This window comes from Vibrio sp. 10N.286.52.C3, assembly GCF_041468865.1.
GTDB classification, from domain to species: Bacteria; Pseudomonadota; Gammaproteobacteria; order Enterobacterales; family Vibrionaceae; genus Vibrio; species Vibrio crassostreae_C.
Map to the genome: position 1 here is coordinate 1 of NZ_JBFRJM010000081.1, position 19,601 is coordinate 19,601.

18 protein-coding genes and 1 pseudogene are annotated in these 19,601 nt (G+C 41.8%); 4 read left to right on the plus strand and 15 right to left on the minus strand.

All coding sequences use genetic code 11. The features are described from left to right. Positions 1–86: 86 nt before the first annotated feature. From AB4138_RS22500 to AB4138_RS22550, 11 genes are all read right to left on the minus strand, one after another. Entirely contained in the window at positions 87–635 is a 549-nt protein-coding gene (locus tag AB4138_RS22500) for a hypothetical protein (protein ID WP_102561101.1), read from the minus strand. Positions 636–685: 50 nt separating this feature from the next. Further along, positions 686–925 carry a hypothetical protein gene (locus AB4138_RS22505; protein ID WP_136987128.1) on the minus strand — a complete coding sequence of 80 codons (240 nt, stop codon included), beginning with the start codon at positions 923–925 and terminating at the stop codon, positions 686–688. Positions 926–1,060: 135 nt separating this feature from the next. After that, entirely contained in the window at positions 1,061–1,228 is a 168-nt protein-coding gene (locus AB4138_RS22510; protein WP_170964551.1) for a hypothetical protein, read from the minus strand. A gap of 107 nt (positions 1,229–1,335) precedes the next feature. Further along, complete coding sequence (locus AB4138_RS22515) at positions 1,336–1,557, minus strand: hypothetical protein (RefSeq protein ID WP_086715480.1); 222 nt, start codon at positions 1,555–1,557, stop codon at positions 1,336–1,338. After that, on the minus strand, positions 1,529–1,954 hold the full coding sequence (locus AB4138_RS22520; RefSeq protein ID WP_102561104.1) for a hypothetical protein: 426 nt from the start codon (positions 1,952–1,954) through the stop codon (positions 1,529–1,531). Before AB4138_RS22520 ends, AB4138_RS22515 begins: the two co-directional genes overlap by 29 nt. 10 nt (positions 1,955–1,964) lie before the next feature. Beyond that, the gene (locus tag AB4138_RS22525) at positions 1,965–2,156 is read right to left on the minus strand and encodes a hypothetical protein (RefSeq protein ID WP_081231411.1); all 192 of its coding nucleotides are present in this window, start codon (positions 2,154–2,156) and stop codon (positions 1,965–1,967) included. 122 nt (positions 2,157–2,278) lie between these two features. Further along, the gene (locus tag AB4138_RS22530; RefSeq protein WP_136987129.1) at positions 2,279–3,538 is read right to left on the minus strand and encodes a Y-family DNA polymerase; all 1,260 of its coding nucleotides are present in this window, start codon (positions 3,536–3,538) and stop codon (positions 2,279–2,281) included. Positions 3,539–3,540: 2 nt separating this feature from the next. After that, on the minus strand, positions 3,541–3,945 hold the full coding sequence (locus tag AB4138_RS22535; protein WP_086715489.1) for a LexA family transcriptional regulator: 405 nt from the start codon (positions 3,943–3,945) through the stop codon (positions 3,541–3,543). Positions 3,946–4,364: 419 nt separating this feature from the next. Continuing rightward, entirely contained in the window at positions 4,365–5,108 is a 744-nt protein-coding gene (locus AB4138_RS22540) for an excalibur calcium-binding domain-containing protein (RefSeq protein ID WP_372050554.1), read from the minus strand. Between the two features lie 32 nt (positions 5,109–5,140). Beyond that, a complete protein-coding gene (locus tag AB4138_RS22545) occupies positions 5,141–5,422 on the minus strand; it encodes a hypothetical protein (protein WP_372050555.1) in 282 nt (93 codons plus the stop codon). 5 nt (positions 5,423–5,427) lie between these two features. Continuing rightward, positions 5,428–5,646: a hypothetical protein gene (locus AB4138_RS22550; RefSeq protein WP_136987130.1), complete on the minus strand. Its 219-nt coding sequence runs from the start codon at positions 5,644–5,646 to the stop codon at positions 5,428–5,430. 175 nt (positions 5,647–5,821) lie between these two features. On the opposite strand from AB4138_RS22550, the gene AB4138_RS22555 reads away from it, so the two are divergent. Beyond that, positions 5,822–6,187: a hypothetical protein gene (locus AB4138_RS22555; RefSeq protein WP_081231404.1), complete on the plus strand. Its 366-nt coding sequence runs from the start codon at positions 5,822–5,824 to the stop codon at positions 6,185–6,187. A gap of 31 nt (positions 6,188–6,218) precedes the next feature. On the opposite strand, the gene AB4138_RS22560 is transcribed toward AB4138_RS22555, so the two are convergent. The 4 genes from AB4138_RS22560 to AB4138_RS22575 all read right to left on the minus strand — a co-directional run bounded on the left by AB4138_RS22560 (position 6,219) and on the right by AB4138_RS22575 (position 14,972). Beyond that, positions 6,219–7,115 (minus strand): hypothetical protein, encoded by an 897-nt coding sequence (locus AB4138_RS22560; RefSeq protein WP_372307783.1) that lies wholly within the window; start codon positions 7,113–7,115, stop codon positions 6,219–6,221. A gap of 421 nt (positions 7,116–7,536) precedes the next feature. After that, positions 7,537–10,224: a type III restriction endonuclease gene (locus tag AB4138_RS22565; protein ID WP_372307786.1), complete on the minus strand. Its 2,688-nt coding sequence runs from the start codon at positions 10,222–10,224 to the stop codon at positions 7,537–7,539. Beyond that, positions 10,217–12,061, minus strand: a complete 1,845-nt coding sequence (locus tag AB4138_RS22570) for a DNA methyltransferase (RefSeq protein WP_372098599.1) — start codon at positions 12,059–12,061, stop codon at positions 10,217–10,219. The genes AB4138_RS22565 and AB4138_RS22570 overlap by 8 nt, the downstream gene beginning before the upstream one ends. Before the next feature lie 40 nt (positions 12,062–12,101). Then, a complete protein-coding gene (locus AB4138_RS22575) occupies positions 12,102–14,972 on the minus strand; it encodes an ATP-dependent helicase (protein ID WP_372307789.1) in 2,871 nt (956 codons plus the stop codon). A 358-nt stretch (positions 14,973–15,330) separates the two neighbouring features. Between AB4138_RS22575 and AB4138_RS22580 the strand changes: the two genes are divergently transcribed. The 3 genes and pseudogenes from AB4138_RS22580 to AB4138_RS22590 form a co-directional block, all read left to right on the plus strand. Further along, positions 15,331–17,559 (plus strand): AAA family ATPase, encoded by a 2,229-nt coding sequence (locus AB4138_RS22580; RefSeq protein ID WP_372307791.1) that lies wholly within the window; start codon positions 15,331–15,333, stop codon positions 17,557–17,559. 11 nt (positions 17,560–17,570) lie between these two features. After that, the gene (locus AB4138_RS22585) at positions 17,571–18,599 is read left to right on the plus strand and encodes a hypothetical protein (RefSeq protein WP_372083541.1); all 1,029 of its coding nucleotides are present in this window, start codon (positions 17,571–17,573) and stop codon (positions 18,597–18,599) included. A 235-nt stretch (positions 18,600–18,834) separates the two neighbouring features. Continuing rightward, positions 18,835–19,584 (plus strand): annotated as a pseudogene (locus AB4138_RS22590) (ISNCY family transposase); the annotation flags it as partial. Positions 19,585–19,601: the final 17 nt, after the last annotated feature.

Sequence of the window (19,601 nt, forward strand, 5' to 3'; positions counted from 1 at the left end):
ATATCAGTTGACCACTACAATTACGAAGGTGAGCTTATAACCGTCGTTCCTTTTAGTTACGTTCGATTGTTACATACTGGATTACGTTATGCATCGCCAAATAAGTCAGGGAATATTGTCGCTTTTCTGGCAGCCTCTATTTGCTCAGGCTCATCAACTACTACGACTTTCGCTGCACCAATGCCCATAAGCAAACGTTTAAGTTCCTCTTCCTCTAACTTCGTCAGTTCAAGCATTGAGTGAACGATTAACAAAGGCTTCAATGTAAGCCCAGGTTGCTTTGCTTCCCGTAGCATCGAACCCACCAGCTCCGCGAAACTATCAGGATTATCTAAGAGTAGTTGCTTTACTGGTATCGTTGAAATTTTACTTAACTCTTCTCCTTGCCACATTAACTCGCATTGTTGTGTTGTTAGATGAATCACAGCTGGATTGGCGAGTACCTTTTTGTTGGCTAGGAGATCGATACGACAAGCAATACTAATGAGCGGAATGACCAGAACCATAGCTACTAAGCTTTTTAGGTTGTCATACAGCTCTGGTTGGTCAGTCATGAAATGCAGGTAATGTATCTCCAGAAATAAGAAAATACATACTATTGACATCGCATCATTTATCGTTCTTTTTTTAAGCATCTTGCTTTCTCCATTGATCTGACAATCGATGTCCATTGGTGGGTATTAAATTACACCGAGGTACTGGTTACCGCTAAGAAGAAGTTAATGCCGACTACTATAAACGACCAGAAAGTCATAATTCCAAAAAGGTAGCACCACAATTTGGTATGTGTTGAAAAGGTAACGTTGGCGTAGCTCGACCAAGTTGTTAATGTTGCAAAGGGCAGCACTACAAATGTTCCATAGATATTGGTTAGCTCAGATAGGTAGCCTGCCACCATCGCTATTAATGTTATGAATATAAACATTGCATTCACCCACCGTGAGGGTAAATTCGTCGTATTTTCGTGTACTTTCATACGAGCCCCGTCAGTTAATATGTGCGTTTCTATAGTGGTGAGTAACAGGTTCCTAACTGATTTTTAAGACACATGCTTATATTATTATCTATGTTCGATATCGGCTTCAGAGTGGACTTTGTATGGCCTATGGCAATCGTCGCATTCAAATTCACCACCCGCAGGATTGCCACAAAAACCATCTTGTACTTCTCCGCAGTGAGGGCAATATAGAGCGACATTCATTGTGTGCAATTCTGTCACTGTCTTCATATTATCTTCCTAAGATTAACTGTGAGTTTGTTATACATCCCAAGACTCCCAATTTAGCTTCGTATCGAGTTTCAATATTTAGACGACGCTAGAGCAGACTGAAGAACTCAAAGGTGCTCTTCTCGATCTTTACGTTTTTGTTTGTAGGCAATTGTCGCCACTGCCGCAACGAAACCCAAGGTGAGTAAGGTTTCAACGAGGCCGAAAAGTTGCCCGTTAAAGCCAGTAACTATCATTACATGCGACCCAATGGTTAGGATGCTTAACCTGAGCAACGCTTTATCAACAGGTCCCATGTAGTCAGTGAGATCGTACTTGAGTTTGCGCATTATTGGCGACTCTCCTTAACTGCTCACGGATATAGCCTTCTTGCCACTCGATATGGCAATCAGGGTTAAACTTCTCCCCTTTTCTACTTGCCATGACTCCGGCTTTGAATTCAGTCGTGTGGTTTGTGTTAACGGTGATAGTCGGTTCGCACATCTCGCAAGCTACTGCCGACAACAAATGAGTAAACATGCCTGAGTCATGTCGCTTCTCAGTGATCTCTAAGATTCTGACCAGGGCATGTAACTCGTTACAATTGAATTTGGCCATCGTTAATCGTATGACAGGGGACCATTTCTCATATTTTTCAATGAACCCCTGCTCTCCTGAAAGAAATATTTGTTGTTCACGACATTGGTAAAGCCGTTGAGCTGTAGAAACGATTTTTATTGAAGTCATATCTTTGCCTTTAACGGGAAGGTTTGAACTGCAATTCTGTTTCGTCTGACTGGTGCTTAGGTACTGTGACCTTAGATTGGAAATACTTGCCTCGCGGCAGCTGATTACCCACAGGAACGTGCGCAATCCAGTCATCGAATGCTGGTTTAGAATTCGAGGGGAGTCGTTGCCTTATAAACGGGTCTTTTAGCGTGTCTGCCATTCTTGCTCTCTACTTTGTTAAGTACTACTGAGTTCAGTATCCAACAACCCGATACAGGCATGTTCAAATAAAGAGCTTGAATTGGAGAATAGATTGCGTATCACAAACGCGGTGGGTAGAAATTAGCAGGCGATTCTAGGTAAGTCGCTCCATTTAGTGGTGTATTGCGGAGACAGCATTTCGCGGCGCATACCCCAAGACTGTCTTGTAGGTGTTCCTTGCGCAGCCAGAAAGATAGTGTCCATTCCATACTTTGCGTTTATCTGATCAAACGAAGCCATTAACTTTGCATTATTGGGTTGTGGGTTAAATAGGTCAGCTTGCTCATGTCTTCCGTCAACGAGGTCAATCAGCCCAACACCGACTTTGTAGTACTGAACACCTTCTTTGTAGAGTGTTTTGGCCAGAGCACAGGCCGCACTGGTTAAGGTATCCACATCAGCTGTCGCGTACTCAAATTTGTGAATCGCTTTGAAACTAACCGGCTTTTCGTCAAAAGGTGAATTTCCTGCAAAGCAAACCAACACTTTACAAAGTGACTGTTGAGCACGGATCTTTCGCGAGGCAATGCCCACATGCAGACTGATAGCTTGTCTAAGCTCATCGAATTCCGTTATGCGCTTACCCAGACTGCGGGTAGAAAAAACTTGTTGTTTGTCTGCTCTTGCTATGTCGAATGGAATACACTTTTCACCATTGAGCTCCCGTATCGTTCGCTCAACACCGACATCGAATTCTTTTCTCGCTTTTGAAGGTGAAAAATTTGCTAGTTGCGCTGCGGTAGTGATCCCCATAAATTGCAATGCTTTCGTTCGCTTGCGACCAATCCCCCAAACTGAACCCACATCAATAGCCTGGAGAACACGTTGGGTTTCTTTCACTGAATCTAAAACACATACCCCCTGATAACCAGGGAGTTTTTTCGCTGCGTGGTTGGCTAATTTTGAGAGGGTGAGCGTCGGGCCGGTTCCCACACAGACCGGGATCCGACACTCTTTCCATATTGCTTTTCGAATTGCGGCCCCATGCTCTCGTAAACAAGGAATGTTTATGCACTTGTCCAGATTTAGGAAGCTTTCATCGATTGAATAGATCAGTTGTTCAGGTCCAAAACGTGCAATCACTTGCATCATCCGCAAGCTCAAACTGGAGTACAGTTCATAGTTAGATGAGAAGACTGTAACGCCATGTTGCTCACATAATGCCTTGATTTTAAAGTAAGGTTCGAACTTTGGAATGTTCAACGCCTTCGCTTGATTGTTTACCGCAACGGCACAACCATCATTGTTACTGACGGTGATAACCGGCTTTCCACGTAAATCAGGTCTGAAGACTTGATGACACGAATTGTAGAATGAATTGCCATCTATTAATGAATACATGCTTAACCCGAAAACATAGTTGATACACGGTGGAGTCTGATGGAACTCGCTAATACCCCTTCTATTGCGAAGGAGTCTTGTTCATCAATTCTTACCGGCTTCATTGATTCATTCGCACTCAGCAAGCGACGTCCTTTGATATCTAGAATTTTACAAACCAGTTCACCGTTTAGATTGGCAATGATAATATCGTGGTCTTTCGCAGTAAGGGCTCGATCTACAATCAATACATCACCTGAAAAAATCCCAACTCCTTGCATGCTATCTCCCTGTGCTAGCGCTAAAAAAGTTGATGACGGGTGTTCCACCAGCAATTCATCAAGGCTCAATTCCAGTTGTTTATATTCTGCAGCTGGGGACTCAAAACCCACCACGCCTGCACTCACTGGATAAGTTAATATATTCATAATTTATACTGGTTATTTATACAGTGCAATTCTAGCCCCGAATCTAGATAAAAGGCAAGAGAATGTCTCAGTAGGTAACTAGCGCTATAGAATTTAAGGTGAGACAGAGGTTGAGAGGGCGACATTATGAACAAGAGCCATGTATACGATAACATAATATGATATCGTGTATATTTAGGTTTCACCTAAACGATGTTAAGTTGTTTAAATCAAAGGGAAAGTTAAGAGGTCACTATGCCATTAGTAAGGTTTGCAATATTAGTTGTTGTACTATTTTTCGCTTGGTTAGCTTTAGTCCACATTTTCAATGACTATGGTGCTGGCGTAGGTCTAGTCTGTTTGGGGTTGTTTGTTTTTGTGGGTCGGAAGTTATCAAAGAGAACGCTGGCAAAACTTCAGTCTCGCCAGCAATAAATCGTTTACTCGCACACAACACCATCCCCGTCTCGGTCAGACATGAATGCGTATGCCGGGTCATGAGCCGTTACTGGTGCAATCTTATGATTTCGAGCTTCGGCACAAGTGATACGTCCGTTGTTGTTGTCATCATACAAGGACAACGCATGCCCCGTAGATTGGGTGACGTATTTAGTTGGAGCGCTTCCAGCAGGTGCATAGAACACCATTTCAAAAGACGGGCAATTATTGATAACACTCTCCAACGTGTTCGCTTCGACTGGATTTACACTAAGGCCATACTTAGTTTTTATCTCAATGACACGCAACGCGAACCAACATTGGTTTCTTGGCGGCAACCACTCGCCAGCGTCCAAGCCACATTTTCCAGTAGAACTACAACGGTTCACAGCTGGGGATGCTAGGGTCAAGTTCAATAGATCTGTTGCAAATGCTTTTCTTGTTTCAGGGCTTGCCGCACAGAGTCCACTGTCATGCCCTTCACTGGCTGCAATGATGTGTTCGATGTCTGTCTCTGAAGTTGATTGGTAGTAGGTGCCAGTATAAGGGCCATAAATCTGACCTCCCATACTATCGACTATCGCTGACTCTACTGAAGCGGGATATGGGTATTGGCTTTTCTTATCGTATGGTGAACATCGATGCTCTTCCTTAACTACCAACCCACGCCACATTTCATTTCCCAGTGATGAAAACGAAGCAAGTAAAACAACCAAATACATTGAACTGCGAATAATCCCCATCATAACGTTCTCTATTTATTTACGTTACATTGTCACTAAGACCAGCAGCCCGATAGAATCTGGGACCACAAACGCTGCCCCTTTTTAAGTCCACGTATATCCACGAATTTTACGGTGACTGGCTTACCTACTAAATCAGTCTCATACTTTTTTCCGGTTATTATGTTATATAAGTTTCCAGATGCATTGGCTAGAGGTATACCCAACTCTTTTGATAAACTTGCAGCAGTGTAATGCACTCCCGACTCCAACATATATGCGGCCATCTCTTGAGTGCTCATCTTGTTGTGAACCTTACTTGGTGTTGTTGTATTCATGGCCATTACACCTCTGTATAGTTACCGGAATCATACTCACGCATAATGGCAGTCTCGGTGAATTCAAGCACTTGTACTTCGCCATCTATCCCACGCGTTTTATCGGAAAATCGCACACGAAGTGTTACTTCAGTATCATCGATAATAGTCGCATGAATTCTTTGTCCATCAGGTGCATAACCTCTACCAGTATTAAATGTCAGTTCGCCTTGCTTCGTTTGCATATCTCAGTTCCTTCAATTGGCTTTGGATTAGATATACAACATCGATGTGTTCTATTAAGCACATTGTCATCACAAGGTTGTGGTTCAACCGGTATTGTGTGTTGCTGTTAGTAGCGGAATATTAGATATTACTAAGGCTATCTATTGTTATATCGAAATTTCAGGAAGTTAACAGATGTCTAAGCAGCTCAAACCTGGTGGTCTTCAATACGTGTCTCGTGTCCTAGCAAACAAATATGATGTTTCCCTGTCCACATTCGTACTGATTGATGCCACTCGAAATGGCAATATTATGACCGAGATAGCAGAGCTCTACGGGGTCAATAGAGATGGTAAGGATTCGTATCAATTTCTCAGTGACTTGGTTAAACATGCCAACAAGAAATCCTCTCTTCCAATTTTCAACGTCACGAATATGACGAGATATGACTTAATAGCAATGGGAATTGATCCCGTTTCAGGAAGACGTCCTCGTTGGCTGTCATTGACCAGCTACGGTATGACGATTCTCAAAGACTTCGACAAATTGATGTATGAATAAGGATCTAACAATGAGAGCCTTTTAATACACGCTATTTAATCAGGACCGACTCTCGCTTTATCGGCTTTTCATTGAAGCGAATTTTTACGATGTGGTTATTCTCAAACCTCTGCTTACCTATAAGATCACGATACTGTTGATAGGATTTTCCCTTGAGGCCACAGTGATTGACGTAGATAGCTACTTTATACACGGTGAAGTCGAGCCAATTTTTACGTTTCTTGTTCACATCGATGACTGCATCACTTAACGTTATTTTTAGTAGCTCCCATAACTTCCCACTAATTACGTGTGTGTTGACGCTGAGTGAGTAAAATCCACTACCATTCAATGCGCTAGTAAACATCGTCATTTCTCTGATCAGTTGGTCTTTTTTGCCTTTTATTGGTTTGTAAGGGTCTGCCAAATGGAGGGTTATATCTGATGCATGTTTCCAACGATTAGTGATCGGATACCACTCCAGCATCAATATCTCGGTGCTACCGAATACTAATTTTATCGGTGTCATTATCACCCAAGTCATGAACGCTACCAATAGGACAAGAGCATAGTTCCAGCCCGATAATAAGCAAGGCCATAGATTCTCTAAGGCCAGGTTCTCGCTATAATTTTTATTGATAAAGGTGTCGTTCCAATTGAATGAATCAAGTGCAAACAAGAGTAGATAAAAAACAGAGAACTTCGTCATAAGTTTGGCCGTCTTACAGAAACGGTGCCAATATTCGGAATGAAACATAGAGAGGTTCATGTGCGTCGGATCATCGAGCACTATCTTTTCATAGGCGATGTTTCTAATGGCTTTCGCCTGTACGAGTGAGACGCCCATTGCGACTATGAACACATAATCACCAAAATAACAGCTGAGTAAGATACACAGAGTCGGAATGATGTATTTCAGGGTTTGAATAACTACCGTGATGACGTTCATTACGTAAATCAGTTAAGAGCGTGAAAGTTGGTTTTAACATAAGAATGTATTCCTTTTGATTTAAACCTACTTAATTTTTCCGAGATCGCAAAATTTTTTTTTCATATCCTGTAGGAGAGGAATAAAGTTTCATACTAAGCAGTCAAGTAACCCTGTTTGTACCGTTCTAAATGATACTCACCCAGAAATAAAGATTCATACTAATTCCTACTACAAAGTCTGAGTCACGCTACAACTGAGTAATAAAGTATCATACTGGTTGTCTTGGGCATCCACAGATTGATCGGCCCCATTCAAACACGTTTCTGGACAGAAATCATTTATGAATAACAAAACCATCTAAATACTTTATGTTTGAATTTGGCATTTTCATGCACATTAAAAAGGCTATTTAGTGCATCTAAATAGCCTCCGTAGTCTTTTAGTTCAGGAATGATCGTCCATATAAACCACTTTCTGCTGCTTTACCTGCAATGATTTCGTAGCCAATACCAGAAGCTACGCCCATCAAATCAGCCGCATCTTTCTTGTCTCTTACGTTCTGAGAATCAATCATGTGCTCGCCCTTCACTTCAACCATCACATAAGAACCATCTTGCTTCTTAATCAAAAAGTCTGGGTAGTAGCTGCGAACGCGCTGCGTTTCGCTATCCACATAATGAATCACAAAGTCGCTCTGGCCGTGCGTTAGCATACCGGTAAACCAAATCTTATCGACTTTATCTTCATGCAACATGCTCCAGAAGAAATCTCTCTCAGGGTTAGAATCGAAACAGTAGTTGTCAAGATGGAAACTTTTACCAACATTAGGGTTTGATTCGCTACTCGATTTGCTAATGATCTTGTCCTTCGCGACCGTTACAGGATAATAGCCCACATCAATAGGTGGTTCGTTTACCAGGTCTACTTCGAACTCTTCGGTAATGCTCTCAGCTTCGATATCATAAATAGCTTTAAACAAGCGTGGGATGACCTCGTCGTAAAGCACCTCGTTGAACTCGTTAACCATCTTCAAGATGCTTTCGAAGCCCTCAGCGGTTCCCCCGACTATTTTCTCAACCTCTAAGCATGGCTTGTTCAGGTAACGCGCAATATCAGCAACCAGTGTTAGCTTCGAAAAAGTGCGCTGATCTTTAATATGTGAAATATCGTTGTGCACTCGAGATTTCGCAGAACCAAGGTCATCTGGCATCAACATGCCGTCTTGAGTTGAGTGGATAAGGCGATATTTATCGACATTCACATCTTTAAGGCCAAGATCATACCCTTTGTCTAAGTCTTCTTTCTCAATCAACTTGAACTGACGTCGTACGCGCTTAATAGGAATTTTGATGCTTGGTTGCTCAACTCTAACCTGGACCGTAACTTTGTTCGGATCGGGGTCTTTCATCTCTTCAGCTGAGATACGGAAGTTCGCTTGAAGCTCTTTATCTAGAAGCTTCATGTTCTCATCGGTCAAGAAAACTTGGCCCGTATGTTGGCGATCACCGATAGCGCGCAAACAACGCATAGTCGCTTGGAGTATGAACACTTTTGATTTCGGTTCTCGGAACATTGCAACAGAAAATAGCGAACGACAGTTCCAACCTTCGCGACCTTTGTTTACCAATAAGATGAACTGCTTTTCCGATCTCGGTGTGTCTAGGCGATTGAATTCGCGAATGTCATCATCGGTCGTGAGTTTCTTATCACCAACGTTAACCAAAATACGATCTGTTGAGATGCCTCGTTCAGCTAAAATTTCTTCGACAGCAGGGCGAACAACATCGTTTATCTCTTCGATCGTCGTCCCAAAAATAGCCATTTTAGGTAGCATATTTTCTGGGCGACCAACTTCTTCTGCGCCTTCTAAGAATTTATCGATGGCTATTTCAAGGAATTGCTTCTGACGAGTTTGGGTAAAGCTGTGAAGCTTTACTTGCTTCAGATAATTGTTGTCGATTGCTTTGCGAAGGCCATACGCGTAAACCACCTCTGGAAGCACATCCTTACCAACATAGGGCGTACCTGTGTAGTTATAACACCCTACAACTCGAGTCCCAGCCGCTTTTAGATTTATGGCCAGCTCATCGATAGTTTTACGCAAAGAGTTCGCTGAGGTGTCGTTTTTTACACCCATATCTTTAGCGAGTTTAGTTCCGAACGCGTGGTGCGCTTCGTCAACAAAAATACCTAGCTGAGGAAGACGTTTTATTTTCTCAAATCGTTGGTTGGTGACAAGATCTGCTTCATCTTCTGGTGCAACATTCATCGTTTCAGAATCAAGTTCGAGGACATCCATCATGTCATCAACAACGTTGCCCATTCCTTGGTAGGCCTCTTTGCCTGAACTAAACAACTTATCCGCTGTTGATTTTCCTTTATTATCGCGACGTAAGATGATTTTCTGGCTGTTCGATACGATGATGTTGAACTTAGAGCCATCTAGAGTGTTAAGTGAAACACCGGCATCTTCTAAGTAATGAAACTTAAACTCTGCGACGATCGGCATGTATTCGGGCGGCACGACTTTGGTGTGGTCGAAAGACTCTATCTCACGCAAAGACTGCAGTACTGTCTTATCTGGGGCAAAAATAAGCGCATTCTGAATAAATCGAGGGTCATCTTTGCTTTTTTTGTTGCCAGCTAAAAAGTCATAGAAAATACAAGTGGCCATCAATATGGTTTTACCGGTACCCATCGTCAGAGCGAAGATGTAGTTCGGGTAAAGGCGGCCACCGTTGCTGGCCTTCATCTTCTTGAAGATACCTTTGTAATCCTTCGCAGACATATCCCAGAACATATCCCCTTGCATCAGTTGGCCATCGACCGCGCTAATACCTGAGATACGTTCTTCGAAGCGGCCTTTGTTGCCATACCAATCTTCAAATAGTTGGTAAACGGGTTTGTTGTCCAAGAACTCTTTTAAGAAGACGTAAATTTCTAGCGCTTCGAACTGCGGCGTGCGCAAAAAGCTTCCCGGACGAGAAGGGTCGTTAAAATCGAGAAACGCCTTACTCAAGCGAGAATAATGCTTACGAACCGTACCTCGATGAATCTTATAGAACTCATGCAGGTGCACGTAAAATGCATTGTTAAGTTCGAAGTTCTCTTGGGCATTTTTAACCATGTGCAATCACCTCTTCATAAGATTCAGAGAGTAAATCTGTAATCTTAATCTTGATGTTATTTGCACCCTCTGGGATCTCGTATTCGCCAGCAACGAATTTATCTTTTGCAGGGATATCGATAACGATAGGCTCCATCACAGCACCATCGAAGTTCCAGTCGATCATGATAGATTCCACCATTTCTCGCCACTCAGTTACGTCGTCTTTTTGTTGGCTGAGCTTTTGTAATAGGTTACGAGGGTAGAAGGCTTCGATGACTAACTTACCATCCTTAATTTTAATAGACGCTTCAGAGTCATACTTAAAGGTAAGGTCAGATTTATCGCGCAGAATATCGACTACTTCAACCTTCATCTTATATCCGGATTCATTCTCAAGAATCGCGCCTAGCCCCGGCTCATGTCCCATACAAACCAGCATGATGTCTTCTACCGGTTTATTAGGATTTGCCTCTTTACGCTCCTCGAATTGCTTATAAGGGAAGCCTTGAATCAGATCATTCAAATCTTCTTTGGTTGCAATACGGTTGACTGGCATAATTTTCACTTTGGCGCCGTCTTTTTCGCCATCGTAGATGGTATTAGAGCCAAGCGGTTGGATTTCTAACGCTTCGATTAGAAGGTCTTTTGCCTCTACTGGATTACGGAAAATTTCGTAATTGTTAACGTTATAAACTTCAAAATTAGCCTGATCATTCCCTAAACGTTTAGTCGTGGTTTGAATAGAGCCTAGATTAATATCTGCACCAATAAACTTTCTATTAAGTTTATTTGCTACTAGCTGTGTTGTACCAGAGCCCATAAAGCAGTCAAATATCAAATCACCCTCACCACTTCCGATTTGAATTATTTTTTCAAGAATAGACACTGGTTTCTGAGTCGGATAGCCTGTTTTCTCTGATGGCGGTAATTGCTTAGCATCAAGCCAAATCGTACCTATGCGTGCTCCTTTAGAGTCCTTAAGATACTTCTTATATGACCATACTCCTGTGTCACTTTTAATAATAAAGCCTTTAGAGTCCATTTCGTCCATATTCTCTGGAGTAAATCGCCAATGGTTGCCAGCAAGAGGTAACATTCCTCTCCACTCTCCACCAGTGCTACCATTACGAATTCCAGGAGCATGCAATGGTAATATACGATAACTTTCCCCATCTGAGTCTTTGTATCTATACGCTGATTGGATATATTCGTCCCTTAACTCTTCAAAAATTTCGTTAAAACAATATTCGGAATTTTTTGAATACAAAAAAATCGTATCATGTACATTACTTAATGAGGATGATGTGAAGTTTTTTGAGTTACATTTTTGCCAGATAATTTCATTGACGAAATTATTTTGACCAAAAACCTCTTCAAGAATACAACGTAGGTAGTGACTTTTATGCCAATCACAATGAAGAAAAATAACCCCCTTTTCAGAAAGCAGTTCACGGAGAAGAATTACCCTTTCATAGATAAACTGTAAGTACTCATCATTTGACCAAATATCCGTATATTGCTTCTCTTCAAAAGAGTTTGAATCTCCTGATAGTTGCTTATTTTTGAGTTTTACAACCTTTTTATAATCAGCTTTTGAATCAAATGGAGGATCAATATAGATAAGATCCACTTTACCACGAAACTCTTTTAGCAAGTGGCTCATTACTTGAAGGTTATCGCCCCAGAAAATTTTGTTGATCCAACCGTTATCATCTTCTTGGCCGTACACTTCTTTTAGTTGTGCTGGAAAATATTGGGTAGAGCGAAAAGGACGCTTACCTTTCCAGTTAAGCATCGGGTAGCCCTTAATTGGCTCGAATTCATAGCTTTCTACGTTGGTCTGGTCGTTAGACATAGTCTTATTCTCTTTATTCTTTGATGTCACTTAGCCTTCGCTAAGCACAAAATTTCCAATTTTTTCGGTCACAATAACCACGCGCACTGCAGTCAACACATGTCTTGTCTGGTCGAGCCTTGAGCGAAAAATCTTTGTTTTCTATTCTGTCGACAATACTATCAAACTGTTCAATGGTTTGGCCGATTACCGCCGTATTTTTGTTGAAGCTGATGGTCGGTAAGCCTACGGACTCCCCCGTAAAATAAAGATGCATTTTACTCACCTTATAACCGGTGTTTTCCTCGACCAAATGCGCGTATACCTCAAGCTGACGCTGATGGTGCAAAATGCGGTCTCGGTCTTTCTCCATGTTTGGCTTACGCTCAGACTTAAAGTCGATGATCTCGACCGTATCGCCTTCTCCTTTGATAAGGTCAACACTGCCGGTAAGTACATAGCGATCTTTAACCAAGGATATATCCACTTCCGTCTCTTTGATATCATCCCAATTACTGCCTTTGCGGTCCACGTAACGCATCACATGTTGCAGCGCCGCACCAAGGGTTGAATCACCTAAGTACATTCGCTCACGGTTAGCCAGGTTTTGGTAGTTATCTTGGAGCCATTCCGCAATATTATCTTTGGTTATCTTATCTTCTTCCCCGCGAAGCGCAGCTTTGTGCACGTCTTCCAAGGTTTCGTGGATCAAGGTACCGAATAGCATTGGGCTTGCTTTAACCGGCTGAAATTCAAGTTCCTTGAACAAGCGATATTGCTCTGCGCAAGTCTCAAACAAAGTAATGTGCGATGTAAATGCGTATTCGTGTTTGATGTTTACGTCTTTAACTTGCTCAAACTCAATAGAAGCAAGTTTGTGCTTCACATCTCGCCAATAGGGGAGCTTTGAAGTGTAATCCGTAAAGTACTTTGATGGCGTTTTCCCATGACCAGATTTCTCCTGGCCAGTGAGAACAAGCAGGTTCTGAGGGCGAGAGAAAGCCGTATAAAAAAGGCGCCAGAAGTCAAAGTGCTTGGTATCTTCTAACGGCTCAAACGGAGGTTTGGCCATGTATTGGTGTTCGATGATTTCGTCTAAGTCAGTGTATTGTTTCTTGGGTACTGCTTCGAGCGAACCGACGAATACAATAGGAAACTCCAACCCTTTCGATTGGTGAATGGTCAAGAACGAAACACAACCAGACGGTGCGTATTCAGACATATCCTCATACTCATCGATTCCACCTTCGAAGAGAAACTTCAAAAAGTTATCAAACAGAGACGTTAGGTTTCGCAATAAGTACTTTGGACTTAAGACGCTGATATGGTGTAAGTATTCGAATTTCCCAAGCATTCTGCTCATCTGAGCTAGGTTACGCTGTGCACGTTCGTACCCATTCTCTTGCTCTAAGAAATGCGAAAACAATGGAAACTGAAGCAGCTCATAAAACAACCCAAGGAAAGCCGATTCTGCGTTCTTTGTCATGTTATGATGCGCTGCAGCTTTGCGCTTACACCACATAAGTAAATCTGATTGTTCCGGTTGGCGCAGTTTTTCAATAAAAGGTGCGATGCATTGTTGTTCGTAGTAATCCCAGATTGGTAGCCGTTTGCCTTCTTGGATTTTTTTCTTACGATCTAACATCACCATAGGAAATACCATGTGTAATGCACCAATTAAATGACGAATTTCTTCTCGCTCAAAAAACAAATTTGCGCGTGGTGAGTATACAGGAATACCTTTTTCTTCAAGAGATTGCGCAAGCGCTCTTACCTTATCCGCTTTTACGGAGCGGAATAAAAACGCTGCTTGGTTCCAATCGGTAAGCTTGCCTTCATTTTTTAGGTGCATGAGCATCTGATAAACATCTTCATGCCAATCATCACCTTCTGGAGTAATAGCACTAACAACCGTCGGCCCTGCATCAAACCCATCATCACGCGCTTCAATGGTTTTACTGTAGCGATAGTTTACTCCGCCACGTAACCAAGGCTTATCACCCATATAGGTATCATAAAAACCTACGATGTCAGGATGAGAGCGGTAGTTGATGGATAGCTTAACTTGCGCACATTCTCCTGGCTCAAACTTAGATGGAAACTCCAAGATGTTACGAACGCTCGCCCCTCGGAAACGATAGAGTGCTTGGTCATCATCACCAACCACACATAAATTACGCTTTGCTCCCATCAAAAGCTGTAAAAGTTGCTCCTGAATGGTATTGGTGTCTTGGTATTCGTCGACCATCAAGTAGGTGATCTTTGTTGTAAGCTCCTCAAGTACTTGAGGGTACTGTTGCAGCAACACCAAAGTCTCAAGCTGGATGCATGAGAAATCGAGAGAATTGTGTTTCTTCAAGAGTTCTTGATAGGTGGTGTAGGCTTCGCCCAAAGCTGAAATCGCTACATCATCTGAGTGAGTCAGTTGTTCGATATCAAGAACTTCTTCTGAGGCTTTATTAAGCCAGCCCAATAAGTTCTCAGATTTAGCCCAAGCCGGAATTTTACTCTCACCTTGAATGAATTCAATGCCTTCTATTTCGCTGAATTCAAGCAAATTTTGGTAAAGGAAGTACTGTTGGTCGAATTGGTCCATGAGCACAAAGCTGCGTTTGAGGCGGGTAAACTCGCGGTACTCTTCCAGAATACGAAGACATATAGAGTGAAACGTACCTAAGTACATTTCGTTGACGTTGAAATGCGAACTTCGCTCTAAGAGCCGATTCGAAATTCGAGTCTTCAACTCTTGCGCAGCTTTTTCAGTGAACGTTACGACTAAGAGCTGTTCAGGCTTTGCACCATGTACATCAATCAAATTCATGATGCGCTCTACCAGTGTATAGGTTTTACCTGACCCCGGGCCCGCGATGATCAGCAGAGGGCCTTGATGGTGTTGAATTGCTTTTTTCTGTGAGGGGTTCGATGTTGTCACCGGACTTCCTTACCATATGCAAATAATAGTTAATCAACCATTTTATAGCATTAGCGGTATAAGTAATATCGGTGAGGCATGCTTTTGCATAAAAATGCATCTTAATATTTTCAATATAGAGCAGTTCGAAGCTAATAATGGGGCAGAACCTTCTTAGAGTAATCACTTAAATTTAAAAATTGCGGATGACTTTTGGTATTTGAAAGTCGCTTAGTGGACTGTCTAGCCCTGATGGTGTAGTTCAATAACGGTTGAACCTCCATGAGCGTACAGATACCTTTATACAAAAGGACAACACGCAACAAATTATGAAATGAAACTGGTATAGTATCCCTATTATATTAGTCGGGATAACTTGATGTTTAAGAACATAAAATCAATAAAGAACTTCGGTATCTTCAAAGACACCAAAATGAATGCTGGTCAGCCATTCCTACAATTTAATCTGATATATGGCTTTAACTATTCAGGAAAGACTACTCTTTCACGTATCTTCAGAGCTATGCAGCAAGGACTCGTTCATGAAGACTTTACTACTGCGAGTTTTGTGGTTGATCGTTATGAAGGAGAGGCGGTATCAAGTGCTACGTTAACGCCTATAGCCAACCTTCGTGTCTTCAATTCTGATTACATCAAAGACAACGTTAATTTTGTAGATTCGAGCGTGAACCCAGTGCTCATAGTTGGTGAACGTAATATTGAATTAGAAGATGAACTTAAACATCTTGAAGAAACACTAATCCCAGCGGAACAAGGAACGTGGGAATCACTAAAAGATTTGGCTGAAAGCAAAGAGAAAGAAAAAAATAAACGCCTTCAAGATGTTGCTAAGTTGGTTAACACCTTAAGCATTCTCGGTAACTCTAAATTTGACATCCGTGGTGTAAGGACACTATTACCTCAGGTTTCATCTCAAGATCTGAAAACTGATAAAGAACGGTTACAACTCGAAGAAACTGCCCGTTCACAAAAATCAGAACCCGTAAGTAATGCGTTCATTAAAGTACCAAACACAGCAGCCTTACTAGACCAAATTCAGACAATTCTGGCTGAGTCTGTTACCCGAACAACCATAGAAGAGTTAGAAGCCAATGTTGGACTCCGTCAGTGGGTCGAAGACGGTATCAAGCATCACGGTAAAGCAAAAACTTGTCAATTCTGTAAAAGCCCATTGGAACAAGTGAGGCTAGATGAGCTAAATGCTTATTTTTCAGATTCTTACAAAGCACTTTCTCAAAAAATCAGTGCTGCGATCAAACAAGTAGGAAGCATAAAGTTGGGGCATTCTGTCCCAAAAGCTACAAGTTTATACCCTGATCTAATTACCAACTTCGAACAATTGGTAGAACAGATCCCTGTACTAGAAGAACAGGTTGAACGGCTAAAAAATCGTCTGCTAGAGGTGTTAGAAGATAAGCGCAGCCGTATGGAAGAAGTTGTTCCATTTTTGCAATCGGATTACCAAATGCCTATCGCTTCTAAACTACTTGAGCAATTCAATATTCCAATAGGTGAACACAACAGACGATCAAGAGAACACAATAAAGAACAAACAGTAGCCCGTGATGCAATAAAACGGCACTTTGTTTACGTAGAAACCATGGAATATGACCAAATTAAAGCTTACGAAACGGTTGTTGAACTACAACAAAAACAAGGCGAATCAGAGGGTAATTTACTACGGCTAAAAGGTCGTGTAATGGAAATCAAAGCAGCCCTTCGGAATGTTAAACAAGGTGCTGACAACCTGAACGATAACCTTAGCCTTTATTTTGGTAAAACAGATATCGAGATTCAACCTGTTGGTGAAACTTACCAGTTCATGCGTGAAGGAAGACCAGCAAAACATCTATCTGATGGTGAACGTACAGCAATTGCCTTTGCCTATTTCATTACTGAACTAGAAGATGAATCCTTGAAGGACGCGAAGCCAATTGTGTACTTAGATGACCCGATATGTAGTTTAGATTCGAACCATATCTACAATGTTCTTGGTATTATCAAAGACAAGTTGAACCATGACAAAGTTGAGCAGTTGTTCATATCAACGCATAATTTTGAGTTTTTCAATTTGGTGAAGACATGGTTTGATTATTATAAACTAGTAAAACGTGACGGTGATGTAGTTAAACCTAAACGTGCTGAGTTCTATTTGGTAAATCGTAAGCAAAATGCTTCAACCGTGGAACAGTTACCTAAAAATCTAAAAGACCACAAATCTGAATATGCTTACTTGATAGCCAAAATCAAAGAAGCAGTAAGGAACCCTGAGCAATTTGATGCTGTAGCAGTTCAAGCATACGTACGAAAGATATTAGAAGTTTATTTTACGTTCAGGTTCAATAAACCATTCCGAGCTAATAACAACAGTTTTTTAGAGAAGCATTTATTAAATGGTATAGATAATTCTTCAGCTAAGGCGACAACACTCTATGAGTTCATAAACGAAAGAAGTCATGCACAATCTATATCCTTTGGTGTTGAACTACCAGATGCCCTACAAGCACAATTACAAGGGGTTTGGGATATCATTGATGAAGCAATTCGCACAAATGACCATCCACATTATGAAGCTTACTACGTTTAGTTATTATCCTTATGATGAACCAATATTTGACAAAGTACGACAGTATTATAGACAAGGCGATAGCTAAACGTGGTCAACCTGAGAGATATAATAGCCAACGAATCAGTGGGTATATACAGCATCACATCATTCCACAGTATATGGGTGGTAGTGATGATGGTAGTAACATTGTATACCTGACCAATCAAGAGCACTGTGAGGCTCATGGCCTGTTTGCAAAAGCTAATCCGAGCGACAACCAAGCCTACTTTGCTTGGTGGCGTATGGTGAATGTGGACGGAGTAATAGTATCTCCACAAGATTACGGTAAAGCACGAAATGAAAGTATTAGACGAAGATTACTCTTAACCGAGGAGCAAGCTAAAAAGGCTGACGATATGTATTGCCAAGGGATGACTGGTCGAGAAATAGCTGCGGCATTTGGATGTAATGAACAGGCTGCACGTAACGCTATGCAATTTTATTGCAATACGCAGTTCAAAGGAGTGGGTAAAGCAAACGCTAGACTAGATGAGGTTGAGAGCACCATTGCTATTACTGAATATCAAAAAGGCAAGACCTTAAAGCAGATTAGCGAAAAACTTGGATGTAGTGCAACGGCAGTACAGTATGCATTGGAGCAGGCGGGAATTACTCGAAGGAAAGGTGGTAGAAGTGGTATCCCTCATACAGATACAGCCAAAAAGAAAATTGCAGCAGCCAATCTTGGTAAGTCTTTCACAAATATAACTAGAGAATTGATGTCAGAAAACTCACATATGAAAGGTAGGCTACCATGGGAAAATCCTAGTACAACTAACAACCCTATGGCAATGCGTGTATGGAAGCAGTTAGAGAGTATTTATAGATTATGGCTTTCACTCGGACGATGCGGTGCCGTCAAGCTACACAAAGCAGCCAATGCTGAGTTTGGAATAACTTGCTCAATACGTCCATTTAACACAGCTATTTCTATCTTCAAGGACAAAGACAAATTGGATGCTATCATCACCGAACAACAATCCATCGGGTGGTGGTCTAAACCACCATCAATTGGATAAGATTTTTTAGGGCAAATACGCATTAACAGCTTGTTAATGAGTGTTTACTCTGACTGATAATGGGGCATTTTCGATTTAGAAATGGCAGCGTATCGACTGTGATCACCAAGCGATTCTGTCGTACCTTAACTACCAAACGACTTTGTCGTTAGCCTAATTACCGAGGGAAATTGACGGTCCTACTTTTTACGTAATCCTTTGACTATCACTGTGAATTAGTCAAAGGGTGTATAGGATGATCGTTATGGATGCTAAATCCCAGCTTACCGTGGATGTCATTGCTAAAGTGGCACTTAACAAAATCTCTATTCTCAATGCCTCGAAACTGCTCAATAAATCCCCCCGAACCATTGAACGTTACCTCAGGCGATACCGTACCGATGGTATTCGTTTCGTTGTTCATGGCAACACAGGAAGAGCACCCGCTAATAAAATCCCCGTGACCTTAAAGAAGCAAGTTCAAGATCTGATAAAAGCCAAGTATTACGACTTTAACATGCTTCATTTGGCAGACATGCTGGAAGTGTTTGAAGGCATCAAAGTAAAGCGAGAGACACTTCGTACCTGGGCGCACGAAATCCATCATGTAAAACGAGCTAAACATCGCCGCTCCAAAGTAAGAAGACGACGAGAGCGCATGGAGGCAGAAGGCTTAATGTTGCAAATGGACGGCAGCCCCCACCTTTGGTTCGGGGACAAAAAGTCCTGCCTTATCGCTATGATTGATGACGCAACCAGTGACGTTCATGCAGAGTTCTTTCCTTCAGAAACTACGGAAGGCTGCCTTAAAGTAATGAAGGCTTATATCGAAAAAAAGGGGCTTTTTAAGACGCTTTATGTCGATAGAGCGGGTATCTTTGGTGGACCAAAACGCTGCCACTTCTCTCAGATGCAACGAGCCTGCGAAGAGCTTGGTATAGAAATTATTTTTGCCAACTCCCCCCAAGGAAAAGGTCGTATCGAACGTGCCTTCGATACGTTCCGGTGTTTTTCAAGGTAGTT